General features: G+C 51.3%; 22 protein-coding genes, 1 riboswitch and 1 other annotated feature. Of the genes, 13 read left to right on the top strand and 9 right to left on the bottom strand.

Features of this window, described 5'->3' with window-relative positions; translation table 11 throughout:
• Positions 1 to 16: 16 nt before the first annotated feature.
• On the bottom strand, positions 17 to 1,864 hold the full coding sequence (gene asnB, locus EDM59_RS09145) for an asparagine synthase (glutamine-hydrolyzing) (RefSeq protein ID WP_122923268.1): 1,848 nt from the start codon (positions 1,862 to 1,864) through the stop codon (positions 17 to 19).
• A gap of 132 nt (positions 1,865 to 1,996) precedes the next feature.
• Here asnB and EDM59_RS09140 point away from each other — a divergent pair, with 132 nt between their 5' ends.
• The 10 genes from EDM59_RS09140 (at position 1,997) to EDM59_RS09095 (ending at position 12,149) form a co-directional block, all read left to right on the top strand.
• Entirely contained in the window at positions 1,997 to 3,748 is a 1,752-nt protein-coding gene (locus EDM59_RS09140; RefSeq protein ID WP_122923267.1) for a LytS/YhcK type 5TM receptor domain-containing protein, read from the top strand.
• Positions 3,748 to 4,479 (top strand): LytR/AlgR family response regulator transcription factor, encoded by a 732-nt coding sequence (locus tag EDM59_RS09135; protein ID WP_122923266.1) that lies wholly within the window; start codon positions 3,748 to 3,750, stop codon positions 4,477 to 4,479. The genes EDM59_RS09140 and EDM59_RS09135 overlap by 1 nt, the downstream gene beginning before the upstream one ends.
• A gap of 145 nt (positions 4,480 to 4,624) precedes the next feature.
• Positions 4,625 to 4,975, top strand: a complete 351-nt coding sequence (locus tag EDM59_RS09130; protein WP_122923265.1) for a DUF485 domain-containing protein — start codon at positions 4,625 to 4,627, stop codon at positions 4,973 to 4,975.
• The gene (locus EDM59_RS09125; RefSeq protein WP_122923264.1) at positions 4,972 to 6,498 is read left to right on the top strand and encodes a solute symporter family protein; all 1,527 of its coding nucleotides are present in this window, start codon (positions 4,972 to 4,974) and stop codon (positions 6,496 to 6,498) included. The genes EDM59_RS09130 and EDM59_RS09125 overlap by 4 nt, the downstream gene beginning before the upstream one ends.
• A 93-nt stretch (positions 6,499 to 6,591) precedes the next feature.
• On the top strand, positions 6,592 to 8,154 hold the full coding sequence (locus EDM59_RS09120; protein WP_246010946.1) for a solute symporter family protein: 1,563 nt from the start codon (positions 6,592 to 6,594) through the stop codon (positions 8,152 to 8,154).
• 46 nt (positions 8,155 to 8,200) lie between these two features.
• Positions 8,201 to 8,512, top strand: a complete 312-nt coding sequence (locus tag EDM59_RS09115) for a hypothetical protein (RefSeq protein WP_122923262.1) — start codon at positions 8,201 to 8,203, stop codon at positions 8,510 to 8,512.
• Between the two features lie 170 nt (positions 8,513 to 8,682).
• Positions 8,683 to 9,744: an HD-GYP domain-containing protein gene (locus tag EDM59_RS09110; RefSeq protein WP_122923261.1), complete on the top strand. Its 1,062-nt coding sequence runs from the start codon at positions 8,683 to 8,685 to the stop codon at positions 9,742 to 9,744.
• A gap of 130 nt (positions 9,745 to 9,874) precedes the next feature.
• Entirely contained in the window at positions 9,875 to 10,738 is an 864-nt protein-coding gene (locus EDM59_RS09105) for a universal stress protein (RefSeq protein ID WP_122923260.1), read from the top strand.
• Positions 10,739 to 10,849: 111 nt separating this feature from the next.
• A complete protein-coding gene (locus EDM59_RS09100) occupies positions 10,850 to 11,692 on the top strand; it encodes a deoxyribonuclease IV (protein WP_122923259.1) in 843 nt (280 codons plus the stop codon).
• Positions 11,693 to 11,744: 52 nt separating this feature from the next.
• Positions 11,745 to 12,149: a hypothetical protein gene (locus EDM59_RS09095; protein WP_122923258.1), complete on the top strand. Its 405-nt coding sequence runs from the start codon at positions 11,745 to 11,747 to the stop codon at positions 12,147 to 12,149.
• Between the two features lie 90 nt (positions 12,150 to 12,239).
• On the opposite strand, the gene EDM59_RS09090 is transcribed toward EDM59_RS09095, so the two are convergent.
• Positions 12,240 to 12,791: a dihydrofolate reductase family protein gene (locus EDM59_RS09090; protein WP_122923257.1), complete on the bottom strand. Its 552-nt coding sequence runs from the start codon at positions 12,789 to 12,791 to the stop codon at positions 12,240 to 12,242.
• Between the two features lie 169 nt (positions 12,792 to 12,960).
• On the opposite strand from EDM59_RS09090, the gene EDM59_RS09085 reads away from it, so the two are divergent.
• On the top strand, positions 12,961 to 14,217 hold the full coding sequence (locus EDM59_RS09085) for a hypothetical protein (protein ID WP_122923256.1): 1,257 nt from the start codon (positions 12,961 to 12,963) through the stop codon (positions 14,215 to 14,217).
• Positions 14,218 to 14,744: 527 nt separating this feature from the next.
• Here EDM59_RS09085 and argS read toward each other — a convergent pair.
• The 3 genes from argS to EDM59_RS09065 all read right to left on the bottom strand — a co-directional run bounded on the left by argS (position 14,745) and on the right by EDM59_RS09065 (position 17,559).
• Positions 14,745 to 16,457 carry an arginine--tRNA ligase gene (gene argS, locus EDM59_RS09075; RefSeq protein WP_122923254.1) on the bottom strand — a complete coding sequence of 571 codons (1,713 nt, stop codon included), beginning with the start codon at positions 16,455 to 16,457 and terminating at the stop codon, positions 14,745 to 14,747.
• A 68-nt stretch (positions 16,458 to 16,525) separates the two neighbouring features.
• Positions 16,526 to 16,763: a binding site (T-box leader), on the bottom strand.
• 43 nt (positions 16,764 to 16,806) lie between these two features.
• Positions 16,807 to 17,301, bottom strand: coding sequence for a hypothetical protein (locus EDM59_RS09070; RefSeq protein WP_122923253.1), 495 nt, complete (start codon positions 17,299 to 17,301; stop codon positions 16,807 to 16,809).
• Between the two features lie 156 nt (positions 17,302 to 17,457).
• Positions 17,458 to 17,559 (bottom strand): YjcZ family sporulation protein, encoded by a 102-nt coding sequence (locus EDM59_RS09065; RefSeq protein WP_092268017.1) that lies wholly within the window; start codon positions 17,557 to 17,559, stop codon positions 17,458 to 17,460.
• A gap of 212 nt (positions 17,560 to 17,771) precedes the next feature.
• Positions 17,772 to 17,872, top strand: a riboswitch (SAM riboswitch).
• Between the two features lie 188 nt (positions 17,873 to 18,060).
• Here EDM59_RS09065 and metH point away from each other — a divergent pair.
• On the top strand, positions 18,061 to 21,507 hold the full coding sequence (metH, locus tag EDM59_RS09060) for a methionine synthase (protein ID WP_122923252.1): 3,447 nt from the start codon (positions 18,061 to 18,063) through the stop codon (positions 21,505 to 21,507).
• Between the two features lie 29 nt (positions 21,508 to 21,536).
• Positions 21,537 to 23,405 carry a bifunctional homocysteine S-methyltransferase/methylenetetrahydrofolate reductase gene (locus EDM59_RS09055; RefSeq protein ID WP_122923429.1) on the top strand — a complete coding sequence of 623 codons (1,869 nt, stop codon included), beginning with the start codon at positions 21,537 to 21,539 and terminating at the stop codon, positions 23,403 to 23,405.
• Between the two features lie 58 nt (positions 23,406 to 23,463).
• Here EDM59_RS09055 and EDM59_RS09050 read toward each other — a convergent pair whose 3' ends face one another.
• The 4 genes from EDM59_RS09050 to EDM59_RS09035 all read right to left on the bottom strand — a co-directional run bounded on the left by EDM59_RS09050 (position 23,464) and on the right by EDM59_RS09035 (position 26,464).
• Positions 23,464 to 24,450: a phosphotransferase gene (locus EDM59_RS09050; RefSeq protein WP_122923251.1), complete on the bottom strand. Its 987-nt coding sequence runs from the start codon at positions 24,448 to 24,450 to the stop codon at positions 23,464 to 23,466.
• Positions 24,451 to 24,520: 70 nt separating this feature from the next.
• The gene (locus EDM59_RS09045; protein ID WP_122923428.1) at positions 24,521 to 25,087 is read right to left on the bottom strand and encodes a mismatch-specific DNA-glycosylase; all 567 of its coding nucleotides are present in this window, start codon (positions 25,085 to 25,087) and stop codon (positions 24,521 to 24,523) included.
• A gap of 164 nt (positions 25,088 to 25,251) precedes the next feature.
• Positions 25,252 to 25,632 (bottom strand): SET domain-containing protein, encoded by a 381-nt coding sequence (locus tag EDM59_RS09040; RefSeq protein ID WP_092268209.1) that lies wholly within the window; start codon positions 25,630 to 25,632, stop codon positions 25,252 to 25,254.
• 286 nt (positions 25,633 to 25,918) lie between these two features.
• Positions 25,919 to 26,464 carry a TetR/AcrR family transcriptional regulator gene (locus EDM59_RS09035; protein WP_122923250.1) on the bottom strand — a complete coding sequence of 182 codons (546 nt, stop codon included), beginning with the start codon at positions 26,462 to 26,464 and terminating at the stop codon, positions 25,919 to 25,921.
• Between the last annotated feature and the right edge of the window lie 224 nt (positions 26,465 to 26,688).

Below are 26,688 nucleotides of genomic sequence, written 5' to 3'. Positions count from 1 at the left end.
GAAAGGCGCACATCCATTATGCTTCGATGGAAACGTGATATTCCCGCAGCCAGTAATCAAGCTGCCCCAGATAGGCAAACAGCTGCGGAGTGCTCATCAGCTGACCGAAAAACGGGATGCTGGACGCCTGTGCATCTGATTCCGCGATCCGCCGAATGGTAGGGACATCGATCAAGGGGAGCAAGGGAGAGGCAGGTTCTCCTAATATATCCAATAGCCAGGTGCGAACTCCCTCCGTGTAGGAAGGATTGTGCGTTTTCGGATACGGGCTTTTTTTGCGGTAGAGCACTTCATCAGGCAAAATGCCTTCCATGGCTTTTCGCAGGATGCCTTTTTCACGGTTACCGTACGTTTTCAGCGCCCAAGGGATGTTCCACACGTATTCGACGATGCGATGATCGCAAAAAGGGACACGTGCTTCAAGGCTTGCCGCCATGCTCATTCGGTCTTTTCGATCCAAAAGGGTATTCATGAACCAAGTAATATTCAGGTAAAACATCTCCCGGCGGCGTGCTTCAAAAGGATTTTCGCCAGGAAGCTGGGGGACTTCATCGAGTGTTTCTTCATAGCGCATCGCTACGTACTCTTCTGGTTTGACCCAGTCCCGAAGCTCTGGAGAAAGCCATGAGGCGCGTTCTTTCGTGGCTCTCGCCCAAGGGAAAGTGCCGGCATTCAGCATTTCTTCCCGATGGAACCAGGGATAGCCGCCGAATACCTCATCTGCACATTCACCAGAGAGGACGACGGTGGTTTCTTTTTTGATTTCGCGGCAAAACAGGTACAGCGAAGCATCCACATCTGCCATCCCCGGCAAATCGCGGGCGAGGGTGGCCGTTTTGAGCGCATCGATCAGCTCGTCGGTGTCAAAGACGATGTTGTGATGCTGGGTGCCTAAAAAGTCGGAAACCACTTTGACGAATGGAGCATCCTCATTGGGCTGAAAAGCACTCGCCTGAAAGTGACGGGCATTGTCTACATAATCGATGGAATACGTGTGCAGCTGCCCGCGTCCTTCTTTTTGAAAGGATTGTGCAGCCACGGCCGTAATGACACTCGAGTCCAATCCACCGGACAGGAGCGTCGAAACAGGAACATCTGCCACGAGCTGACGATGAATCGAATCGGTTACCAGCTCCCTTACTTTTCGGGCGGTTTCCTCTGCATCATCGGTGTGCGGGTGGCTTTCCAGCTGCCAGTAACGTTGTTTTTTCAAGCCATCGCGAGTGACGACGAATGAGTAGCCAGGGCGAACCTCGTGGACATCCCGAAAGACGCCATGACCGGGAGTACGGGCAGGACTAATCGCGAAAACTTCAGCCAGTCCTTCGCGCGAGAGCACCGGCCTTACATCGGGATGGGCGAGCAAGGATTTCAGCTCGGAGGCAAACAGGAAAGAGCTCCCGCGCTGGGCGTAAAACAACGGCTTGACGCCCATGCGGTCACGTGCGACGAAAAGGCGCTGGTAGCGTTCATCCCAGATGGCGAAGGCGAAAATGCCATTGAGGCGAGCTACGCATTCCGTACCCCATTCGAGGTACGAGTGCAGCAGGACTTCCGTATCGGAATGGGATTGGAAGGTATGACCGGCAGCTAGCAGCTCCGCGCGCAAATCTTCCGTATTGTACAGCTCCCCATTGTAGATCATGGTACATGCATAGTCGTTATGGATGGCCGCCATCGGTTGTTGGCCTCCAGCCGGATCGACAACGACTAAGCGACGATGCCCAAACGCTGCCCGAGGAGTGAGCCAAAAGCCTTCTGCATCAGGGCCGCGATTCGTCAAACACTGGGTCATGGCATGTAAAACAGGACGCTCCTGGGAAAGGTCTTTTTCCCAATCAATCCAACCTACGATTCCGCACATATCAATTCATCCTTCCCATGAAGCATTGCACCCACAGCGTATGCAAGACGCCTAGTTTGATTGTCTGTCCAGCAGGGAATTTGCAGCAAAAGGCGGAATTTATAGAAGATTTCAACATGCTGGGAGGACGCAGTGGACAATCTCACTTTATTGCTCATCGAGAGAATGGGCATTTTGCTAACGCTCGCATTTATCCTCACGCGAATCCCCTTGTTTCGCCAACTGCTGGATCGGGAGGTTCATGCGGGGACATCCATATCGTATTCCTTGATGTTTGGACTCTTCGGCATTGCGGGCACTTATGCGGGTGTTGTTGTAAAAGAGGATTCGTTCTCGCCTGCTTTTTGGATCTTTGCTCTCTCCCCGGAAGATGTCATAGCCAATTCAACGCTGGTAGGAGTCGTCATTGGCGGGCTTTTGGGCGGTCCGCTGGTTGGGCTGGGAGCGGGACTCATTGCTGGCGCTCATGTATACGGAATGGGCGGCTTTGCCGCATTGCCGATCGGCATGTCCATTCCGGTGACGGGGTTGCTGGCGGGGTATGTCGCGAGGTTTTTCTCCCAGGAGCGGGTCATTTCTCCATCCAAGGCATTGTTCATCGGCATGTTTGCACCCGTCATCCAAATGTCGCTCATGCTGATAATGGCAGGACCTCCTGATCTGGTCCGAACCGTGGTCAACGTGATTGGTGTTCCGATGGTGTTGACGAATAGCATTTCGATCGCCATTTTTACGACGATGATCCGCGTTGCCCTGCAGGAGCAGGAGCGCTCTGCAGCGTTGGAGGCAGAGCGTGCCTTTACGATTGCAGAGAGAATTTTGCCCCACCTGAAAATGGGCTTGACCCCGCAGACAGCACAGGCTGCTGCCTTGCTGCTGCAGCGTGAAGTGAAGGCGGCTGCAGTGGCCGTAACCGATCGGGAGCAGCTCTTGGCACATGTCGGCGCAGGAGCGGAGCATCACCTGCCGGGTGCAGAGATCGTAGGAGATCTGGACAAAAGAGCTCTGTTCAGCGGTGCGATCGAGAAGGGATTGAGCCGGGAAGTGCTCGGATGCGGTGTCAAAAACTGTACGCTGCAAGCAGCGATTCTCGTTCCGATCCGCGAAGGCGGGAGTGTCGTTGGCCTGATCAAGCTCTATTTCCGCAGGCCGCAGCAGATCGGAAAAGTCCAGGAAGCGCTGGCAAAGGGCTTGAGCAATCTGATTTCCAACCAGCTTACCGTGGCGCTGACGGAAAAAATGAAAGGCTTGATGAAGGACGCGGAGCTGCGCATGCTGCAAGCCCAGATTCACCCGCACTTTCTGTTCAATACGCTCAATGCCATCGTCACTTTGATTCGCATCGATCCACAGCTGGCGAGGCACATGACCGTTCAGCTCGGTACCTTTATGCGGCTGACACTAAAGCTGACGGCAGCGCCGCTCGTCTCTGTCAAACAGGAGCTGGATCATCTGTTGGCTTATTTGGAAATCATCAAGGTCCGTTTTTCCGAGCAGTTTGCTGTACGCTGCGATATTGGCGAAGGGGTAGAGGAAGCGCTCATCCCGCCAGGCACATTGCAGCCCCTTGTAGAAAATTGCATCCAGCACGGGCTGAAGGATAGGCCAACAGGAGGAGAGATCGTCCTTACAGTGAGAAGAGAGGGGAATCTCGTGTGCTTCCACATGGAGGATAACGGCAGCGGAGTCTCTCCTGATTTACTTCCGGTACTTGGCAGAGTTCCGACTGAGAGCAAAGAGGGCAATGGGATCGGTGTGCACAACGTCAACCAGAGACTTGTCAGCTTGCGTGGACCGGACGCGCAGCTGATCTTTCGCAATAAGCCAGAGGGTGGGTGTGTCGTTACCTTTTCCATTCCGATTCAAAAAGAGGAGAGTGCCTGATGAAGATTCGCATTATGATCGCGGAAGATGAAAGGCTCGCGCGTGAAGAGCTTGTTTATTTGCTCCAACAGGAGACGGATGTAGAGCTGCTGGCAACCGCGACAAACGGGAGAGAGCTTCTGGAGCTGGTGGATGCCAATGAGCCGGATGTGGTCTTTCTCGACATCAAAATGCCGGAGCTGGAAGGTACGCAGGCAGCGCGCATGCTGGCATCGCGCAAGCAGCAGCCACTGATCGTCTTTTGTACCGCACATGAAGAGTTTGCGGTCGATGCCTTCAAGCTGTACGCCGTCGATTATCTGCTCAAGCCTTTTGAACCAAAACGCATCCAGGAGACGATGCAGCGCGTACGCGAGCGGCTTGTCAAAGCAAAAGCGGAACAGACGGCACCAAGCAAGCGCTCCAAGCTCCTTGTAGAAGAAAACAACAGACTCGTCGTCATCGATCCAGCCACGATCGTATACGCCGTTCGCGAGGAGCGTTTTGTTCAAATCCATACGCAGACAGAGACGTACACGACGAAAATGACATTGACACAGCTCGCTGAAAAACTGCAGGCGTACGATTTTTTCCGCACCCATAAAAGCTACCTCGTCAATCTGCAATTTGTCAGCGAGCTTACTCCTTGGTTTAATGGTGCCTACAATTTGACGCTCAAAGGAGATGCCCGAACCAAGATCCCGGTGTCTCGCACCTCCGCAAAGGATTTGCTGCGGAAGCTGGAGGAGTAGTCTTCCATTTTTTTGCAAATGGGGAGGCAATGCAAACCGTTGACGCACCATCCACGACATTTGGCGCAGAAAACCGCCATAGGATCGCCATAATCTCTACAATAGAGGAAGCGCTTACAATTTGTATTGAAGAGGGGAGATTCCAATGGGCAATCCGGTTTCCGCGCAAAAGGGCGGGGCGTCGGGCAAGTCTGCTACGCACTACGCAGCGGTCATCCAATCTGAATCGTTTCAAGAATTGCTGAAACGAAAAAAAGCGTTCATTTTGCCTTCATCTATCTTTTTCTTCGTCTTTTACTTTTCGCTCCCGATCCTCACTTCCTACTTCACTGTCTTGAATACAAAAGCGTTCGGAGCCATTTCATGGGCGTGGGTCTTCGCATTTGCACAATTTATCATGACGTGGGGACTCTGTATCCTGTACACCAAACGGGCAAAAGAATTTGACGATTTGGTCGAGAAAATCAAGCAGGAGACAGGGGGTAGAAAAGAATGAACGTAACCGCATTTTTACTCTTTTTAGCGATTGTCCTGATGACACTGGTGATCACCTATTACGCTTCCAAGAAAACGAATACGACGAGTGAGTTTTACACGGCTGGCGGCGGCTTGACAGGGTGGCAAAACGGGCTTGCGATTGCGGGCGATTACATGTCTGCAGCGTCGTTCCTGGGGATTGCCGGGATGATCGCACTGAGCGGCTTCGACGGCTTCTTCTACAGCATCGGGTTCCTGGTTGCTTATCTGGTCGTGCTGTATCTGGTGGCAGAGCCTCTGCGCAACCTCGGAAAATATACGATGGCAGACATGATTGCCGCGCGGTTTGACAATAAACAGATTCGCGGTGTGGCAGCACTGAACACGATCTCGATCTCGATCTTCTACATGATCGCGCAGCTCGTAGGGGCAGGAGCTCTGATCAAGCTGCTGCTAGGTCTCGAGTATACGACCTCCGTATTGATCGTAGGTGCCTTGATGACAGTCTACGTCGTGTTTGGCGGCATGACGGCGACTTCGTGGGTGCAGATCGTAAAAGCAGTTTTGCTCATGCTGGGTACCTTTGTCATCTCCATGATGGTCTTTGCGAAATTCGATTTCAGCCTTATGAAAATGTTCACTCATATGCAAACAGCAACACCGCTAGGCGAGCAGTTCCTGAACCCGGGCAACAAGTTCAAGATTGGTCTCGATACGATTTCACTGAATCTCGCACTGGTTTTGGGTACAGCCGGCTTGCCGCACATCCTCATTCGCTTCTTTACCGTGAAGGATGCAACGACCGCGCGCAAATCAGTCGTTTACGCTACGTGGATTATCGGTATTTTCTACGTCATGACGGTGTTCCTCGGGTTTGGTGCAGCCGCTTTCGTGGGTGCGAGCAACATGGATGCAGCGGGTAATATGGGCGCTCCGCTCTTGGCGCAGTCAATCGGCGGCAACTTCCTGTTCGCGTTTGTTTCCGCAGTAGCCTTTGCGACGATCCTCGCCGTAGTGGCAGGGTTGGTGCTCACAGCCGCTTCCGCCTTTGCCCATGACTTTTATGGACACGTACTCCGTCATGGCAAGGCGACCGAAAAAGACCAGATGAAAATGGCGAAATGGGCATCTGTGGGTGTATCTGTAGTCTCGATCATCCTCGCCCTGTTCGCTCAAAAGCTGAACGTAGCGTTCCTGGTGTCGCTGGCTTTCGCGGTAGCGGCCAGCGCCAACCTCCCCGTGATTTTGTTCACGATCTTCTGGAGACGGTTTAATACCACGGGTGCGGTTACGGGGATGCTGGTAGGACTGTTCAGCTCCCTGATCCTAGTGGCGATGAGCCCGAACGTATGGAATCCGGTGGCAGGAAAAGCGATCCTGGTAGGGGAAGCCCTGTTCCCGCTGCCGAATCCGGGAATTGTCTCCATCCCCCTTGGCTTTTTGGCTGCTTGGATCGGTACGATGCTCTCCAGCTCGCGCAACGACGCCAAGTACGATGAAATTTTGGTGAAAGCGAATACAGGAATGTCCGAGTCCGCATAGAAAAAGGTAAGACAGGAAGCTCGTGCCAACCAGGAGGCTGGGGTCATCCCCCGGCCTCTTTTCTATCTGCCGAGCTGGCAAGATTGGGAGGTGGTGCCTTTGACTACCATCATCTTTTTTTTAGCGGTCATTATAGGAACGATGGCCATCACGTATTCCGCGGCGAAGCAGACAGGGACGACCAAAGACTTTTACGCAGCGGGAAATCGGCTGACAGGGTTGCAAAATGGCATAGCGATCGCTGGCGACTACATGAGTGCAGCTTCTTTTCTCGGCATAGCCGGCACGATTGCGATGTACGGGTTTGACGGGTTTGTCTATGCGATTGGCTTTTTCGTTTCTTATTTGATCATTTTGTTTATTATTGCCGAGCCGCTGCACAATCTGGGGCGTTACACGCTTGCGGATGCGATCGCGGTGAGGTTTGGCAGCTTGTGGCTGCGTGGTGTGGTCGCTGTGACGACCCTCATGATCACTATTTTCTATATGCTTGCGCAGCTCGTCGGGGCCGGCGCTCTCATGCATTACCTGCTAGGCGTGGATTACACCAAGGCAGTCTTGGTTGTGGGCAGCCTGATGACTTTTTACGTCGTCTTCGGTGGAATGGTGGCAACATCCTGGGTGCAAATTATCAAAGCGATTCTGCTGTTGACCGGTACCCTTGTCCTTAGCCTGATCGTGCTATCGCGGTTTCACTGGAATCCCTCAGAAATGTTTGCGCACGTCAGTACCATCACGCCATTGAAAGAAAAGTTTTTGCAGCCTGGCAATCATCTCAATGAACCACTGGAAACGATCTCTCTACATTTGGCACTCATTTTGGGCACGGCTGGCTTGCCCCATATCATTTCACGCTTGTTTACGGTAAAAGACGCGATCACGACGCGGTATTCGATCTATACGGCCACCTGGATCATCGGCGCTTTTTACTTGATGACCATTTTCCTCGGCTTCGGCGCCAGCGCGTTCGTCGGCTATGAAGCACTTTCTGGCGTCGGGTTTGGCGGAAATCTGACGGTGACACTTTTGGCAAATGCGCTGGGTGGCGAGTTTTTGATGGCGTATATTGCAGCTGTCGCCTTTGCGACGATCCTCGCCGTCGTGACAGGTCTCGTGCTCTCGGCTTCTTCTGCCTTTGCGCATGATGTGTACAGCCATTTGATTCGGCGCGGGATGGCATCGGAGAAGGAGCAGGTCAGGGTCGCAAAATTTTCGTCCGTAGCGGTAGGATTGATATCCATCTGGCTTGCGATTGGGGCGGAAAAAATGAATGTAGCCATCCTCGTTGGGCTGACCTTTGCTGTCGCCGCTTCTTCCAATCTGCCTTTACTGCTTTGCACGTTGTACTGGCGCAGATTCACGGTCCAAGGAGCAATTGCCGGCGTGCTGACGGGTCTGATTTCCTCCGTCGTCCTCGTCATTCTGGGGCCCGCTGTCATGGATCTGGATCATGGCTTGATTCATCGTGCGCCGATCTTTCCTTTGACGAACCCCGGTCTGATTTCTATTCCCCTCGGCTTTTTGGGGGCGCTGGTTGGAACCTGGCTCAGCAAGACTGAAGCTTTGGCGGATGAACAGTTTGAGCGAGTGCTTTTCCAGGCGCACACGGGAATTCGGCAGTGGAAAGGGCAAAAAATGGAGAGAGAAGGCGCATAAAGAAGACCAGCCTGTTCCACCCTATCGATGAGGGAGGGGAAATGGCATGGGTACGAAAAAAGAGTCGAGCAAAGCCTCGCAAGCGGAAATGGATGTATACGAGCGAGCGCGTTTTGCTCTTGGAGAACTGATTGATGAGCTGCAGGATGCGCTGGACGAAGAGGACACGGAGAAATTTACGCGGCAAGGCTATGAAATGGTGGGTCAGTATTTCCGCAAGCCTGTCAATACAGGGGATTTGACCTTGATCTTTGCCTCGGTTTTGCAAGATATTTTGCACAAGCTGGAAATGACCCAGCAAGGAGACAATGTTTCCATGGTGCGTGACGAATACAGCGTGATGAAAAAGGAAGAATGAAAGCGACCCATCAAGGTCGTTTTTTTCGTTTCGCCCTAGACTTTGCTCCCCGGAAAAAAGTGAATTCGAAAGAGCAGGAATGGTCTGAGCATATTGAACTACGAAAGAGGTTTTCATAGTGGTAAACTAGGGAAGTATCAGAGGGGAGAAGCAACCAGGAGGAAGACCCCATGAAATACGTAAATGTGGAGCAAGTGGAACCGGGCGACGTGCTGGCCCGCAGTATTTATACGAGCGAGGGCTTGACCTTATTGCATGCTGGCGTTCAGTTAACTGTCGGAATGATTCATAAGTTGCGTCGTTTTGGTGTGACGATGCTGAGTGTGAAAGATCCGTTGCTGGATGAAGTAAAGGAAGAGGAAGTCATCACGGAGGCGACACGTAAAGATGCGATTCGCAATCTTTCTGCAGCGCTCCAATGCGTGCAGACTGGCAAGCATATGGATGTGCGCGGGATTCACAAGTCGGTGAACAGTATCGTTGACGAGACGCTGCGCAATCGCCGCGTGCTGTTAAATCTGGGAGAGATCCGGACGACGGATAACGCCATGTACATCCATGCGCTGAACGTCTGCATGATGGCGACTGTGATGGGAGTAGGTCTTGGCTATAACACGGCTCAACTAAAAGAGCTGTCGATTGGGGCTCTTTTGCATGATGTGGGCAAGCTCAGCGTGGACAAGGACGCTCCTGCCTATAAGGCCAAAAGCATGGAGAATCACCACACCTGGCTGGGCTTTCATCTGCTGCGAAAAAAGCATGAGATGAGCATCGTCTCCGCGCATATACCTCTTCAACATCATGAGTGGGTGGATGGGAGCGGTATTCCACGGGGACTAGTCGGGGATGAAATCCATGATTTTGGCAAGATCGTGGCGATCTGCAACTACTACGATAATCTGATTTCCCCTCTTTCCGAGGAAGAGGAGACATTGGCACCGTACGAGGCCTGCGAGAAAATCATGGGACTAGCAGAAAAGCGTTTTGATCACAAGATGGTGATTCATTTTTTACGTTCGATTGCCTTGTATCCGACAGGGACATCGCTAAAGCTGAGCACAGGGGAAATCGGGGTCGTCATTGACCAGAATCGCGGATTGCCAGCGCGGCCAGTGGTGAGGGTGATCCGTCGAGAACAGCAAGCGAGCAGGCACATGGCTGAGGAACACGAGATCCGCGACATTGACCTGGGTGAAGAGGTGACGGTGTTTATTTCCGGGGTTATGGAGTAAGGCGAAAGTCAGGGTTTTTTTCTTCCAAGATCAGGGATAGTCCCTACATACAGGGGAGATGGTCTGATCTACAATGAAAACAGGCAAGGGGCTGGCCCTTGACCATGATTAGAGGAAAGGACGTGTTTTTATGTCCCGTATTCTGGTACCCGTAGATTTTTCTGCACAATCCTTGCAAGCTGTCCGCTTTGCTGTCGCCTATGCAGCGGATCGTCATGAACTGACGATTTTGCATGTCATACAGCCGTTTCCTTCGCGCAACGTGGTAAATAAGCTGGGGAAACAAAATATCGAAAAGTTCCAATTGGAAGAAGCAAAAGAAGATTTGCAGCCAATGATAGCGATTTTGGAGGAAGCAGGTACTTCCTATCAGCTCGAAATCGTCTTTGGAATCCCTCACGAGGAAATCGCCAAGCACGCGACGGCGGATTATCGTGCAGTCGTCATGGGCACGCATGGGTATGGTCGAATGACAGGCTATCTGAAGCAAAGTGTCAGCTACCCTACGATTCATGATTCGAAAATTCCTGTCTTTCTCATATCGGAAGAGACAAATGCGGATGCATTCCCGTGGAGTAAGGTCCTCATTACCGTGGATGGCTCCGAACCGGCTATGGCTGCCCTACAGACAGCCCTGCAGCTGAGTGAGGGAATGGACGTCACTTATACGCTGCTAACCGTTGTTACTCCTCCTGTAGCGTACACAGGCATGTATGGCGCCGGATGGGAGGACACGGCAACACTCGAGGGCTGGGGAAAAGAGACGAACCGGGCTTACGAGGAATTTCTTGAGGCGAAGCAGGTTCCATTTGAAAGCAAGGTGCTGATCGGTGATCCAGCTACCCTGATTCGGGAAACAGCCAAAGCGGACCAAGCAGGTCTCATTGTTCTGGGGCATCATGGCTTGGGCGGAATTGCTGGAACCCTGGTGGGCAGCGTAACCTTCAAAACCATTCACCGTGCGCAAACGCCTTTGCTTATTGTAAAATCCTAATCAGATCAGATAAAAGTGCTGTCCTTTAGCAGGGCAGCTTTTTTGTGTTACCGCACTTCTAGCGCTTGGCAGGACTGGGGAAAATGGAAGAGAGGAAGCGAGGGTGAGCGGATGAAGATTGGAAGTCATGTGAGCATACGAAACGGTTATGAAGGTGCTGCCATCACAGCGAATAAACTGGGAGCGAAGGCGTTTCAATTCTTTCCGAAAAACCCGCGAAGCTTAGGCGTAAAGGCGTACGATGAACGAGATGCCGAGGCTTGCCGCAGCTTTTGCAGGCAGAAAGGGATAGCCTCGATCGCACACACCCCGTACACGGTCAATCTATGTGCGGAGGACCCAGACCTGTTTGAGGCCACGATCGCTTCGGTGCAAAATGATTTGCATATCGCTGAGGCTTGTGGTGCGATGGGTGTCGTCGTTCACTTCGGCCACTATAAAGGCAGCGATATATTGGAAGGCTACAAACGGATGATTGCGATGATCAACCGGATCCTGACTGGCTGGCAGGGGCAAGCGCGACTTTTGGTAGAAAACAATGCCGGCCAAGGAAATCGGATGGGAACGACTCTGGAGGAGCTGACGCAAGTACGACTGCTGGTAGAAGAACCGGAGAAAGTGGGATTCTGTCTGGACACCTGCCATGCATTTGCAAGTGGAATGTGGAAAGGAAATGACTGGGAGAAAGTGGCGGGAAGAATGCGGGAGCTCGACTTCTTTGCGAGCCTGTGCGCTGTACATCTGAACGATTCGCTATATCCAACCGGATCCTTCCGCGACCGTCATGCGAATATTGGACAAGGCGAGATCGGGGACGCTGCCTTTGCTGCTTTTTTGCGGACACCCGAATTGCAAGACTTGCCCCTCGTGCTTGAAACACCGAAGCAAGGGGAGGAAGGCCATCGCGAGGAGATCAAACATGTGCAAGCATTAATCGATCAGTGGCAGGGATGACCGACATGTGGTACAGTGTGAGTTGGAATGTGGTCCAAGAGGAGGAGTATTGATGAAGAAACGGATTAAGGTCACGATCACGGATTTTGAGCCGATCAAACAAAACCTGAACGATCCTGAGGAGCTGTCTCTTTACGAAGCTGCCAATGGAAATACATATGACGCCGAAATCGAGCATGACGGGTATGCGGTAGTGGACCTTTCGGAAGATAACTATCTCGAACTGGCTCCAACGGAATACCAGCTCATGATCGAGGAATGGACAAATGCAGGAAAAATAGGAGAGCTGACGCTGCAAACCAAGTCCGATCCGGCAGATGACAAAGCGCTGCTCTATCGCATGGTAGATGAGGCTGAAAATGAAGCGCAGGCACCGGTTTCGCTGCCCAAGCAAGTCGTGGAGCTGGTTAGCAAGACGTGGTTTGGAAAGAAACAAAAAGCGGATGTGGATGCGTAAAGCATCTCGATCAAAGTCAAACGAAGCAAGGAGCGATCATTATGGTCGCTCCTTTTCTATCTGTCTGGCACTTGATCGCGGGAAAGAAGACTATCGATAGTGAATATCGTACGTCGTTTTCAGTACTCCTGAATCAAATCTTTTCAGATCCTTCAACTCCAGGGTCAGGCGGGGCTTGAGACTTCCGAACATGGGTACTCCTACGCCCACCAGGATCGGGTTAACCTTCAGAACGAGCTGATCGATAAGCTGCTTTTCCAGCAAAGCGCCTGCGAGCTCTCCTCCGCCGCACAGCCATAGTTTCCCTTCTTCTTTTTCCTTCAAGTGTTGGATGAAGGCGACAGAATCCCCGCGAACGAGTTCGACCTCATCGTTTGAGTCAAACTGCAGAGAATTGGAAAAGATGTAATGCTTGAGCCCTTTGTATCCAGGCTCACCTGGCTTTGCACCGAATTGAAACCCGTATTCATACGTTTTCCTGCCCATTAATACCGCGGTGTATTGCTGAATATCCGCTAAAAAGTCCGGCACATGATCGCCTTCAAACAGGAAGAGTGTTTGGTCGATTTTTCCTTCCTGCATACCGGGATCGGCAATGAAGTAGTCAAGTGAAACTGCTACGTGATAAACAAGTGTCGCCATAGGAACGCCTCCTTTTATTCCGACACTTCATTCTACGTGCAATATTATGGAAATTCAATAAAGAGACGGAGCCTGGCAGCAGGCTGCTTAGCGAGGTGGTGGTTGGGATAGGCATGGAAGTTACTGGTTACATTATAGGGAGACTTCATGCTGCAGGAGAAAATAGCCAATGCCATATCAAAAGTTCCAGTCAGCTGATAGTAAACCTCGTTATTCCAAAGGGCAAATATCCGTATTTGGAATCAACTCAATCTATCCCCGCACTCCGTGGATTGCAGCTTGGTGGTCTGCTGCCTTTCCGGGATTTGGGCACATGTACATCGGCAAGTACCTGCACGGTTTCCTGCTGATTATCTGGGAGCTGGTGGTCAACAACCAGGCTCATATAAACATGGCCATTGCCTTATCGTTTCTTGGCAGGTTTGAAGAAGCAAAGGCTCAAATCAACCAGAGCTGGGGCCTTCTTTATGTGGCCGTATTTGTGTATAGCATCTGGGACAGTTACCGTTGCGCGGTTGAAATCAATAAAAGCCATTCTTTGGCTGAAATCGAAGACGCACCGATTACCCCATCAGCTGTTAGCTTTTTCGACGTGATGATTCTCGAGAAGAAACATCCTTGGGTAGGATTGGTTTGGTCCGCCTTATCACCTGGGTTGGGCCAATTGTATGGCGGCAGTACGGTAGTGGGCACATTCCTTTTGGCCTGGTGGATCTATGTTTGCTATAAGTCCGAGGCTATACGTGCCTGGCTCCATTCGTTTCTCGGAGATTTTAGCAGCGTGCCTGGTATAGTGGATTGGCAGTGGTTTCTTTTTTTACCTTCGATGTATGCTTTTGCAATCTATCAGGCGTATACCGCGGTAAATGAAAGCAATACGTTATATGATATTGAACAAATCCGATTTCTCAGAGCGAGGGCTGAACAGTTGTCACATCTACCCACAGCACAAAACGATGCCGTTGTACAAGTAATCGCCACATTTGAACATTCGCCCTTTGTGGAAATCGTTATCCACGATATAGAGAAGCTGGGAGTACCACCGCAAAATATCGTTGCTTTGCCTATGGAAAATCTTGAGTCTCAAACCCATATTATTGACTCTATCCATCGGGTGGATGGGAAAAGTATTCTGGATGGAGCCATGATGGGTGCCACAATCTTTGGGGTGCTAGGAGCCATCTATGGATTTGTCCTGTACTGGGGACCCATTATTTGGGGGCTGCTTGGCTTAGTAGGGGGATTCTTCTTGGGATTTATCATAGAGCTCTTGCTCCATAAAAAGAAAATGAAATTTGTTTCGAGTCGGAAAAGCGAGGTTCTTGTAGAGGTAACATGTCCTGCTGCTATGCAGGAGGCGTTGATCAAACTGCTGAAATCGCGTCGGGCAAATGGTTTCGTGATCGTGCCGCAGCGTTTCACATGAAAGAAAAGAGGATTCTTTTCCTGAGAAAGAGGCTACTGAAATAATTCGGTAGCCTCTTTTTCATGCGAGCTGGATGAGCGAACCTAGGGAAAGCGAGAGACATGGGTGAAAAAATGTAGCACCTATACTAGAATCGTTACGACAAAAGAAACGATCCATATGCCAACACTCAGTAGGCAGTATCTCCAGGGACTCGAGGCCTTTCGGGCGAAAAGAAAATTGGCTCCGCAACCAATGAGAAAGTAAAACAAGATGATCCAATACCCCAAGGGGCTGGGACTAGGAGCCTGACTACCACTAAGCGCACCACCCGTCATGAGGACAAAAATAAAAACGTAAAAGCCTGCAATCCCAAGGAGAACATTTAATGCAGCAGCAGATAGCTTCATCCACACAGGGATTCACCTCGCTTTCGTTGTTATCTGTTTGACGCATAAACATACGAAATGTTGTTAGGCGTGTAACGCGAAAAACCGCCGTCCCCAGCGAGTGGGGAGCAGCGGTTTTCATTTTCCAATATTTGTCTCTTACATTTCTTCCGGGGCAGCCAGACCGAGCAGGCGCAGACCTTCCTTGAGTACGGCTACTACGGCTGCAACGAGCTGGAGACGGGAAGCCTTGATGTCTTCTTCCTCCGCCAAGATGCGGACATTGGCATAGAACTTATTGAACGATTGAGCGAGGTCGATCACGTATTTCCCGATTTGGGAAGGATCGAAGTTGTCAGCGGCGCGTTCGATGACTTCCGGGAATCCGTTCAGCAGTGTAATGACTGCCCAAGCCTCTTTGCTATCCAGCGCGCCCTCTGCCAATGCAGCAGATGCAGGCTGGAAGTTGCCTCTGCGCAGCAGGGAGCAGGCACGCGCATGGGTGTATTGCACATATGGGCCGGTCTCGCCTTCAAAGGTCAGCATTTCTTCCAAAGAGAAATTGATGTCGTTCAGGCGGTAGTTTTTCAGGTCGTGGAAAATGACCGCGCCGACGCCCACTTGACGAGCGACTTCTTCTTTGTTTGCCAGCGAAGGATTTTTCTCCTCGATCACTTTCTGCACATCCGCGATTGCTTGGGAGAGCACTTCCTCCAGCAAAACAACCTTCCCTTTCCGGGTGGACATTTTTTTACCGTCCTTGAGCATCATCCCGAATGGCACGTGATGCATGTCGCGCGCCCACGCATAGCCCATTTTTTCCAGAACTTTATACAGCTGCTGGAAGTGGAGGCGCTGCTCGTTTCCTACGACGTATACGGCTTTCGCAAAATCGTAGCTCTCGTGGCGATAGAGGGCCGCAGCCAAATCGCGTGTTGCATACAGGGTTGCGCCATCGGATTTTTTGATCAGGGAAGGAGGCATGTCGTACTCGTCCAGGCTGACGACGAGCGCGCCGTCGGATTCAGTCAAGAGACCTTTTTCCTCGAGCAAGGTAACGACACGATCCATCTTGTCATTGTAGAAAGCTTCTCCGTTGGTGGAGTCGAAGGAGACATTCATCAGGTCGTAGATCTTCATGAATTCCTTCAAGGATTCGTCGCGGAACCATTTCCACAGGTGCAGCGCTTCTTCATCGCCGTCCTCGAGCTTTTTGAACCATTCGCGTCCTTGGTCTTCCAGGGAAGGGTTGTCCTTGGCTTCATCGTGGAAGCGAACGTAGAGCGTCAGCAGCTCCTTGATCGGCTCCGCTTTCACTTTTGCTTCGTCTCCCCACAAACGGTACGCCACGATGAGCTTGCCGAACTGCGTGCCCCAGTCGCCCAAATGGTTGATGCGAACGGGCTGGTAGCCTTGCTTTTCCATGATGTTGGCGATCGCGTTACCGATGACGGTCGAACGCAGGTGGCCCATGGAGAATGGCTTCGCGATGTTCGGGGAGGAGAGGTCGATCGGGACCTTGCGTTCTTGTCCGATGTGGCTGTCTCCATAGGCACTTCCTTGAGCGAGGATGGTGCCAATCACTTGCTTCGCAACAGCTGCTTGATCGAGGAAAAAGTTGACGTAGGGACCGACTGCAGTCGATTCACGCAAAGGGTCTCCACTGATTTTCTCTGCCAGCTCTGCTGCGATCATCGGAGGAGCTTTACGCAATGCTTTTGCTAATTGAAAGCAAGGGAACGCGATATCTCCCATGGCAGGGTTTGGAGGTGTTTCCAGCATGCCGTATACGGTTTCTTTTGGAAAGTTTTCTACCCCTTGCTGTGCGAGGGCGTCGGCGATTTTTTCCGCCACTTGGTGTTTGTAGCTCATGTGAATCTCCTTTCTGATTGGAAAGAGGGTGGGTGCTCCAAATAAAAAAACCTCTACGTCTCCTGTAAGAAAGAGACGAGAGGTTGTGCTCCCGCGGTGCCACTCCTGTTGTTTTTGCGTGAAAGCAAAAACCGCTTGACCTGCTGTATCGGGCAGTCCCGGCGTTTCCCTACACGATCTGCAAATCGCAAATGTTCAGGACGCATCTCCGAGGTGCGTTTCCTCTCATGCTCTGCATCGGGCTTTCACCATCCCCGACTCGCTAGCGTCATTCGCATGAGGTACTTTCCTCTTCAACGATTCAACGATATCTCTAGCATTATAACTGGTGAGGCTGCACTCGCGCAACTCACTCTTCCGGTTTATTTAAAATCTTGTCCAGCTGTGCGAAGTATTCTCTCGTCAGCTTTTCCTTTTCCTCGGCACTCATGTTTTCTGCATTCATCCATTGTTCTTTGAATTGCTCGAGCTGTGCCAGCATAGCCAGCTCTGCTGCAGCATCTTCTTCCAGATCGTAGTTCTCGGATGGATCGAAGGGGATCAGCCGGTTGTCGTTTCCGCTGCGCAGGTATGGATTGCGCCAATGATCGGGAAACTGGTAAGGCTGCTCGCCAAACATCAGTCCGAGCACTTCGTCAGAATCGAGGGGAAGAAAATAGTCGTAATCATCTCGACGTCCACCTGCGGATAAATTGAGATGGGAAAGGAAGTAATGCAGATAATGGTCACCCGTCTCCCGGTTTTTCACGATGGAGTAAGTCTCAAATTCACTTTGCTCCAGTTCCTTGATTTTTTCGAGAGACGATAAAAATTCGTCTTTTTCACGGGCATCTAGTGTGTCCACAGCGTTTCGCTCCTTTGTATTGCCAAGCCGCGATACATGTCATTTTTGCATTCAGTATAGCAAAAGCGCTTTAGAGTGACAATGAACGGAGGTTTTTTCGATCCAGGCAAACGCAAAAAGAGCCTAGAGGATCTAGGCCCTTTTCATACGCTATGACTAGCAGTCTTCGGAGCACCCAACAATTACCAGCAGGATAAACAGTACGAGCACCAATGCGAAGTTGTCACCAAAGAATCCGCCGCAAAAAGATGTACTCATGTTTGTTTCCCCTCCTTTCCGTTATGCTCTAGTCTATACACGAACACACAGATTGGCGTGGGCGAATGTCTAGATCAACCAAAAATGGGCGCATTCTTTTGAGACAAGAGTAAATATTAGACAAATTCTCAATTGACGAAGAGACAGGGGGGTGATAAGATACTTGCAAACATTCATGAAGTTTGACATTTCAACTCCATAACCATGTACGACTCTTATCCAGAGAGGCAGAGGGACTGGCCTGATGAAGCCTCGGCAACCGGTAGAAATCCGGTGCCAATTCCAGCAAAGCTACGGCTTTGAAAGATGAGAGGATGACTCAGGCGCTTCTGTATTTCGCGGACAAATCCTCTTCTACTTAAGAAGGGGATTTTTTTGTGCAGATAAACATGGATAAGGCTTTTATCCGGTATACGCACAACTAAGTGAGACAGGAAGACTTGCAACTACAACAGGGCAGTGTATGAAACGGCTAAGAAGAGGCCGAAAAGGAGCAAGCTGATGAAACCAACTTTTCGCGAGCAGCTTTCCCGAAAAATTCTGATTCTAGATGGCGCAATGGGAACCATGCTGCAACAGGCAAACCTGACAGCCGAGGATTTTGGCGGTGAGGAGTACGATGGCTGTAACGAGCTGTTGAATTTGACAAGACCGGATGTGATTCGTTCCATCCATGAAAAGTATTTGGAGGCAGGCGCAGACATCGTCGAGACCAATACCTTTGGCGCGACTTCTGTGGTATTGGCTGAGTACGACGTAGCCGATAAAGACCTCGAAATCAATATAGCGGCAACCCGGCTGGCGAAGGAAGCGGTGGATGCCTACTCGACTCCAGAATGGCCGCGCTACGTGGCAGGTTCCATGGGGCCGACGACTAAAACGCTGTCTCTGACAGGCGGCGTCACCTTTGAAGAGCTGGTGGAGTCCTACTATCGCCAAGCCAAAGGGATGATTCTCGGTGGAGCCGATGTGCTTCTTTTAGAGACCTCCCAAGACACGCTGAACGTGAAAGCGGGGGGCATCGGGATCCGCAAAGCGTTTGAAGAACTGCAAACCGAACTGCCGATCATGCTCTCGGGAACGATCGAGCCGATGGGAACTACCCTCGCCGGACAAAACATTGAAGCTTTCTATTTTTCCCTGGAGCACTTGAAGCCGGTTTCGGTCGGTTTGAACTGCGCGACAGGCCCGGAATTCATGCGTGACCATCTGCGTACGCTGTCCGGCTTGGCGGAATGCGGCGTCAGCTGTTATCCGAATGCTGGGCTTCCGGATGAAAACGGTCATTATCACGAAACTCCCCAAGGCTTAGCGGCCAAAATGCGCGCGTTCGCTGAGCAGGGTTGGCTGAACGTAGCGGGGGGCTGCTGCGGTACGACGCCAGAGCATATCCGCGCAATGGCAGAGGCGCTAAAGGATTGCAAGCCGCGTGAGCAAGTGAAGGAACCGGTCAGCGCCGTCTCTGGCATCGAAGTGGTTTACGTGGAAGACGACAATCGTCCGTTGCTCGTGGGAGAGCGTACCAACGTCATCGGCTCGAAAAAATTCCGTGACTTGATCGCGGCAGGTCAGTACGAGGAAGCATCCGACATTGCCAGAGCACAGGTAAAGCGTGGAGCCCACGTAATCGACATCTGCTTGGCTGACCCGGACCGGGATGAATACGAGGATATGGAAAAATTCCTGCAATTCATCGTAAAAAAGGTGAAGGCGCCGCTGATGATCGACTCCACCGATGCAAAAGTGATGGAGCTGGGTCTGCGTTACTCCCAAGGGAAGGCCATTCTCAACTCGATTAACCTCGAGGATGGGCTGGAGCGTTTTGAGGAAGTCGCACCGCTCATTCACAAATACGGTGCAGCAGTCGTCGTCGGGACGATTGAAGAAGCCGGGATGGCTGTAACTCGCGAGAAAAAGCTCGAGGTTGCCAAGCGTTCCTACGATATATTGGTAAATCAATACGGAGTAAAGCCGCAGGACATCATTTTTGACCCACTGGTATTCCCTGTCGGAACTGGCGATGAGCAGTACATCGGTTCTGCTAAGGAAACGGTGGAAGGGATTCGTTTGATCAAACAAGCGATGCCGGAGTGCAAAACCATTCTGGGTGTCAGCAACGTATCCTTTGGATTGCCGGCAGCAGGTCGGGAAGTGCTGAATGCCGTGTTCCTGTACCACACGACAGTAGCAGGTCTGGACTACGCGATCGTCAACACGGAAAAGCTGGAGCGCTATGCTTCGATACCGGAAAATGAACGGAAGCTGGCCGAGGCGCTGTTGTTCGAAACGAATGACGAAACGCTGGCCGCCTTTACGGAGTTTTATCGTCAAAAGAAGAAAGAAGTGAGCGTAGAGGTCTCCAAGCTGACGCTGGAAGAACGCCTGGCACGCTATGTCGTCGAAGGCTCCAAGGATGGTCTGACGGAAGACTTGAAGCTGGCTTTGGAAAAATATGCACCGCTGGAAATTATCAACGGACCATTGATGACGGGAATGGAAGAGGTCGGTCGCCTTTTCAACGGCAACCAGCTGATCGTGGCAGAGGTGCTGCAGAGTGCCGAGGTCATGAAGGCATCGGTATCGTATCTCGAACCATTTATGGAGAAATCCGATGCGGCAGCGAAGGGCAAGATCCTGCTGGCAACGGTAAAAGGCGATGTACATGACATCGGCAAAAACCTGGTGGAAATCATCTTGGCGAATAACGGCTACGATGTGGTGAACCTCGGGATCAAAGTCCCGCCTGAGCAGTTGATCGCAGCCTGCCGCGAACAAAAGCCGGATGCGATCGGTCTGTCCGGTCTTTTGGTGAAATCCGCACAGCAGATGGTCATTACGGCGCAGGACTTGCGCGATGCAGGAATTGACGTACCGATGATGGTAGGGGGCGCCGCGCTGACTCGGAAGTTCACATCCAACCGGATCGCGCCGGAATACCGCGGGATCGTGCTCTATGCAAAAGATGCGATGGATGGTCTGGACCTCGTGAACCGACTGCAAAATCCGGAAGAGCGCGAACGCCTGGTGGAGGAGCAGCAAAATCTGCTAGAAGCAGTCGCCACCGCCCAACCTGTCGTCGAGGAGAAAAAACCAACCCTCCCCGCACGCTCGGCCGTGAGCAAAACCGTACCTGTCCAAGTTCCACCAGATTGCGAGCGCCACATTTTGCGCCAATATCCGATCACGCATTTGCAGCCGTACTTGAATCTGCGGATGCTGCTCGGCAAGCATCTCGGGGTGCGTGGAAACGTAGATAAGCTGATTGAATCCGGAGATGAGAAAACGCTGGAGCTGTACGGACTGGTGGAGGATTTGCTGAATGACGCCAAGCAGCAAGGCTCGATTTCCGCACACGGGGTGTACCAATTCTTCCCGGCGCAATCCCAGGGAAATGAGATTTTGGTCTACGATCCGAACGATCACAGCAAGGTGCTGGAGCGATTCGAGTTCCCGCGTCAGCCGGAAGAACCGCATCTGTGCCTCTCCGATTTCCTCCGACCTGTGGAGAGTGGAGAAATGGATTACGTCGGCTTCCTGACAGTAACAGCGGGCGGAGGCATTCGCGAGCGTTCTACCGAGCTAAAGGAACGCGGAGACTATTTGCGCTCCCATGTTCTGCAGGCACTCGCGCTGGAGCTGGCAGAGGCTTTCGCTGAGCGGATTCACCACATTATGCGTGATGTGTGGGGGATTCCTGACCCGGCAGAGATGACCATGCTGGAGCGATTCGGAGCCCGCTACCAAGGGATCCGCGTATCGTTCGGCTATCCTGCTTGCCCGAATTTGGAGGATCAGGCGCAGCTGTTCCGCTTGTTGCAGCCGGAAAATATCGGCGTTCAACTGACCGAAGGCTTTATGATGGAGCCGGAAGCATCCGTATCAGCGATGGTATTCGCACACCCAGAGGCTCGCTATTTTAATGCCGGACCGTCGGTGTTTGAAGTATAAACGGAATCAAAAGGAGAGAAGTGATTGAGTTGACCACAGGCAAGAAAGATTTACGGGAGTATTTGCAGGATCACCTGCTGGTAGGAGATGGAGCGATGGCGACCCAGCTGCACAGGCTGGGCGTCCCACTCGGAGTGAGCTTCGAAGAACTGTCGCTGTCGAATCCGAAGCTTGTCCAAGAGGTTCATGATTCGTATTATGCGGCTGGAGCCAGACTTTTGGAGACCAATACGTATTCAGCCAATCGGGATTCCTTGTCCCGCTATGGTCTGGAGCATCGCGTGGCGAGGATCAATCGTTTAGCCGTAAAAATTGCCCGGGAATCCGCAAGAGACGATGCGTATGTCGCAGGGAGCATTGGCTCCATTCTGGCAGGTCGCGTGCGTAAAAAAGTGCTGGATGAATACCGGGACCAGTATGAGGAGCAAGCGATTGCCCTGCTTCACGCCGGTGTGGACGGAATTATTTTGGAGACGTTTCTCGACCTGGAGGAGCTGCTTATGGCGCTGGAGGTCATTCGTCCGTTGACGGATGCTCCCCTGATCGCCCAGCTGGCTACGCTCGAGGTAGGACGCACGCGGGATGGATACTCGCTGACAGATGCGTTTGGGCAGCTGAAGCAGGCAGGAGCGGACATCGTGGGTCTCAACTGCCGTCTCGGTCCAGCAGAAATTTTGCGATCGTTTGAACATACGCAGGTTCCGCATGGAGCGCTCTTGTCTGCTTTCCCGAATGCGGGCCGTCTCGGTCTTACAGACGGGGAGTACGCCTACAAGTCGACGCCAGACTATTTCGGCCAGAGTGCCTTGCGTTTGCGGGAGCAGGGCATCCGTCTGATCGGGGGATGCTGCGGAACGACACCTGAGCACGTCAAAGCGATGGCAGACGCACTGGAGTCGCTTGAGCCACAGGAGAGAATCAATCCGACGATCGTGCCTGGTGATCGTCCACAGGTGACGGTACAGAGCGTCCGTGATCAGTCGAAGCCGAGCATCGTGGAACGAGTCAAAACCGAGACGACGGTCATCGTAGAATTCGACCCGCCCCGTGATCTAGATGCGGAGTCCTTCCTGGATGGCTGCTGCGAGCTTCACCGCGCAGGGGCTGATGCCATTACCTTGGCCGACAACTCGCTGGCTACTGTACGGATGAGCAACATGGCGCTGGGCGCTTTGATGAAAAGCAGACACGGTATCGATCCGCTGCTGCACATCGCCTGCCGCGACCGCAACTTGATCGGACAGCAATCCCATCTGATGGGCTTGCACGCCCTCGGTATCGATCAAATTCTTGTCATTACCGGCGACCCGTCCCGTTTCGGTGATTTGCCAGGTGCTACCTCCGTGTTTGACGTGACCTCTTTTGATTTGATCCGCATGGTGAAGCAGTTGAACGAGGGTGTTTCGTTTGCTGGTCGTCCTTTGAAGCAAAAAGCGCAGTTCATCGTAGGTGCGGCTTTTAATCCAAACGTAAGACAAATGGATGCGGCGATTGCCCGTCTGGAAAAGAAGGTAGAGGCCGGGGCGGACTATATCATGACTCAGCCCGTATACGATGCGGAATCGATCAAGCAAGTGTATGAAGCCACCAAGCATATCGGCATACCGGTCTTCATCGGGATCATGCCGTTGACCAGCTTGCGAAACGCGGAGTTCCTGCACAATGAAGTGCCTGGTATCAAGCTTTCTTCTGAAGCACTGGAACGGATGAGAGCGGTGGAGCAAGGGGAAGCGGCAAGGCAAGAGGGGATCAAGATGGCGAAGGAGCTGCTCGATACCGCCGTTCAGTATTTCAAAGGCATTTACCTGATCACGCCATTCCATTACTCCTCGATGGCAGCTGAGCTGGTGCAGTACGTGCGACAGCAAAGTGCGCTCGTGAAGACAGCGACCCACTAGCCTATACAATCGACAGAACAGAGGCCCTTGTGTGAAGAGACAGGCAAATTGCCGCTCTTTACTCAAGGGCTTTCATTTCTTCGAGCATGTAAGCCGTTTTCCTGATTTCCTGTTTCAGGAATTTTTCAATATCCCGCTCCGACATCTCGAGGTACTGCTGCTGGCGTAAAAACCGTTCGGTAATATGGGGATAGGCGAGGTCGGTATACAGAAGATGCCGCTGTCGCCGGGACAGTGGATTCTCGCGGAGATATCCGTCGAGAAGGTAGTGGAAGGCTTTGGGATTCCATTTTTTGTTCTTTCGCATTAATAAGGAGAGAACACGACTGATATCTTTGGAAGGAAAATCAAAGCGAACGTCCTCCCAATCAATGACGGTAATTTTCTGCTTTTCCGAGAGCAAGTTTCCGTTGTTGAAATCGCCGTGACACAAGAAATGTCGGGAGGTAGGGAGCTCCCTCCAATTCTGATAGTACGATGATTTTTCCAGGCTCTCCATGGCGATTTTACCGGCGATCAGAAAGAACGGAAGATGCTGATAGATGATCTGATGCTTCGGGTCATTGCTTGACTCGTACTGCTGATTCCAGCGCTGCAGGGCAGTAAAATCATTTCGATATTCCTCGTCCCACGTGTTTGCGGCGTTGTACAGGTGGCTGTACGCAGAGGAAAAGCCGACAGATGCGGCGTGAATTCGCCCGAGGGTGGAGCCGGTTCGCCTGATGCGTGCCGGAAGATTGAGAGCGAGCATGGGACCGGATGCCCAATGCTGGATGAGAAAGGGATACCCGTTCCAATAAATAAAGCGTTGATTGGCCTTCGTTTTTCGTACTTTGGGTATGTGGATCCCTTTCTTTCGCAGATGATCTTCTGCATCCAGGATGAAATTTTGCCGCTCTTCAGTAGTAAACAGGCTTTTGCCTAAGAATTTGCCCTTGCGTGTCCGCAAGACAATCACCAAAGATTTATTGGTGTTCCGCATAATCTCGTAACTGAGAATTCCGAGGTCGTACTCCTCTTCCATGAGTCGGATTAGTGCTTCCATCTCTTCCCTCCTACGAAAAGCGAGTAAGCGACTATCCTTCATCGTACTGCGAACAGAGGGAATGTGATACTCAAGAGAGGGGATGCCATCCTTTTTCCCGCAGAAACTGGCTCAGCTCACTGAACATGGCCAGCCGTTCTTCCCGGGAAAAGGAGGCGTTTGCACCGCTTGTCGAGGGAATGACAAACACATAGCTGCCAGGCCAATCGTCTGTGCCGAATTCGAGCTTGGATTGGAGTCCGAGCGCAATCGTCGTTTTTTTCTGTCCGGTGGCGTGGCGGAAAGCAGTGATACCGTTAAAGCAAATAACGCGGGGACGATAGGTCTGAATCATTTGCACGAACTGCTCCGCTCCGGTCGCATAGTCATCCTCGCGCAGATCGGTAGAAGAGCGAGTCGGACGGGAGACCAGGTCCGTAATGCCATAGTGTAAGTCGAGCAGACGGGCGCTCTCTTCGGGAGCAAATCGATGAGGAGTCAATCCACCCTCGTACAAGCCTCGCCAAAACAGATTGGCGGGGGTGGCATAATGGTATCCGGCGGTTGCCGAGACGCGTCCCGGGTTGATCCCGCAAAACAAAACAGCCAGATCACGCCGAATATAAGTAGGCAGCCATTTTTCCGTAAAGTCAACCAACACACGATCCCTCCTATCCCCTCATCGTAGCATACTACCTGAGCTATGCGAAAAGGGAAGGGGAGATCGTTTGGAGCCAACCCGTTAATGTCCAATAAAAAAAGGCCGTCGCAACGAACGGCCAGCATAAATTTCGTACGAAAATTTAGGGATGCGGCAAACGATTACTCCTCTTCGTAGAACCAGAGAGGGTCTTTGTTATCGACATCGCCGTTGTAGTTGATCAGTACTTCTTCTCCCGCCTTGATGTCCGTATAGGCGTAGAAATCAAAGGTGTGGTTGTCAAAATTGATTTCGTATACAGCATTCGGCTCATAGGAGTGATTGAACAGCATGCCGTAGCCCAGAAGGATACAAGTGTGGTTAGCCCCATATTCAAAAGCGTAGTCGGCAATCATGGTTTTCTCAATATGCTCATGCTCCGCATTGGGATAGGGGAGAACGGGTGCTTCGTGAATCAGTTCGCCTTTGCGAATATCTTGTGTGGCAAATACCCCCCGATTGAGATCGCCATTACTGAGGGAGGAAGTTTTTACGGTAAGCATTTCAATCACCTGCACATTCTTTGTCGAGAACACGTTGTCTCTTATTTTACTTAAGCATGACAGTTGAATGGGATGAAAGCAATGGTTTCCATTTATTTTAATGAAATTGTATAGGGTCATTCGCCAAGCGGGGTACTTATTGAACAAGGGAGTAAGTAGATGGGCTTTCTTCCTGATCGCAGTTTCCCAGTCAATATTCCCCTGATTCAGTGAATGCGGATTTTGTTCAGATAGAAGAAATTTTTAGTCATTGCTTTTTTTTAGTATTAACTAGTGAGAATAGACATTAAAAATTCCTATCTAGCAATATCCCTGTTTGTTCGGCCATGTCACGAGGCGAGAGAGGCATTCCGTTCTTGAACCACCACTCCACTGCACCCACGATAGCTGCCCCAAAAAATTGAAGAAAGACCTCTTCCTGTATCCCTTGATTTTTCCCCTCGGTTATGCCTACTTCAGCCCTATACTCCTCAATGACCAAATCTAGGAATCGATTACGGAAATATGCTGCACTTTTCGTATTCAGCATTGTTGAAAAGAACAAATGATTTTCCGCAAAGTATTCGAACCAAACATAGTTTCCTTCTTTGAAAGTCATTTCCGATGCAGAATGGCAAAGTTCACGGAGACGGCTGATGTGTTCCTCAATTATCTTATCAAGCAAGTCATATTTATCCATGTAGTGGAGATAAATGGTGCCGCGATGAACATTAGCCTTGTCGGAAATATCCCGAATCGTAATGTCATCAAAATTTTTTTCCATCATTAGTTCAAGAATTGCTTTCTTGATTGCAGCTTGAGATTTGAGTACTCTTCTATCTGCTTTGGTCATTCTACTTGTCACCCTTCTCATTCATCAACAATTATGGATGGAGTGTTGATTACTCTACATATTGCGAGGTATTGAACATTGAAAGTACTTTCTTTTACTTTAAAATTATAAACATGAGTTGATTAACCGATCAATGTTCATTGTTGGGGAGTTCCTGAAGCCGTACGGTAACCATAATTTTGAAAAATGCGTCGGAGTCTCTCTACCGCAAAGAAACAAGCAGG

This window comes from Brevibacillus nitrificans, from assembly GCF_003710965.1.
Classification (GTDB): Bacteria; Bacillota; Bacilli; order Brevibacillales; family Brevibacillaceae; genus Brevibacillus; species Brevibacillus centrosporus.
Note: the sequence above shows the minus strand (reverse complement) of the source record. Positions and strands in the feature narration are given on the sequence as shown.

Coding starts and splice junctions, on each gene's coding strand:
- asnB (WP_122923268.1), bottom strand. CDS start 1,864: ATGTGCGGAATCGTAGGTTGGATTGATTGGGAAAAAGACCTTTCCCAG.
- EDM59_RS09135 (WP_122923266.1), top strand. CDS start 3,748: ATGAAGATTCGCATTATGATCGCGGAAGATGAAAGGCTCGCGCGTGAA.
- EDM59_RS09130 (WP_122923265.1), top strand. CDS start 4,625: ATGGGCAATCCGGTTTCCGCGCAAAAGGGCGGGGCGTCGGGCAAGTCT.
- EDM59_RS09125 (WP_122923264.1), top strand. CDS start 4,972: ATGAACGTAACCGCATTTTTACTCTTTTTAGCGATTGTCCTGATGACA.
- EDM59_RS09115 (WP_122923262.1), top strand. CDS start 8,201: ATGGGTACGAAAAAAGAGTCGAGCAAAGCCTCGCAAGCGGAAATGGAT.
- EDM59_RS09110 (WP_122923261.1), top strand. CDS start 8,683: ATGAAATACGTAAATGTGGAGCAAGTGGAACCGGGCGACGTGCTGGCC.
- EDM59_RS09105 (WP_122923260.1), top strand. CDS start 9,875: ATGTCCCGTATTCTGGTACCCGTAGATTTTTCTGCACAATCCTTGCAA.
- EDM59_RS09100 (WP_122923259.1), top strand. CDS start 10,850: ATGAAGATTGGAAGTCATGTGAGCATACGAAACGGTTATGAAGGTGCT.
- EDM59_RS09095 (WP_122923258.1), top strand. CDS start 11,745: ATGAAGAAACGGATTAAGGTCACGATCACGGATTTTGAGCCGATCAAA.
- EDM59_RS09090 (WP_122923257.1), bottom strand. CDS start 12,791: ATGGCGACACTTGTTTATCACGTAGCAGTTTCACTTGACTACTTCATT.
- EDM59_RS09085 (WP_122923256.1), top strand. CDS start 12,961: ATGCCATATCAAAAGTTCCAGTCAGCTGATAGTAAACCTCGTTATTCC.
- argS (WP_122923254.1), bottom strand. CDS start 16,457: ATGAGCTACAAACACCAAGTGGCGGAAAAAATCGCCGACGCCCTCGCA.
- EDM59_RS09065 (WP_092268017.1), bottom strand. CDS start 17,559: ATGAGTACATCTTTTTGCGGCGGATTCTTTGGTGACAACTTCGCATTG.
- metH (WP_122923252.1), top strand. CDS start 18,061: ATGAAACCAACTTTTCGCGAGCAGCTTTCCCGAAAAATTCTGATTCTA.
- EDM59_RS09050 (WP_122923251.1), bottom strand. CDS start 24,450: ATGGAAGCACTAATCCGACTCATGGAAGAGGAGTACGACCTCGGAATT.
- EDM59_RS09040 (WP_092268209.1), bottom strand. CDS start 25,632: ATGCTTACCGTAAAAACTTCCTCCCTCAGTAATGGCGATCTCAATCGG.
- EDM59_RS09035 (WP_122923250.1), bottom strand. CDS start 26,464: ATGACCAAAGCAGATAGAAGAGTACTCAAATCTCAAGCTGCAATCAAG.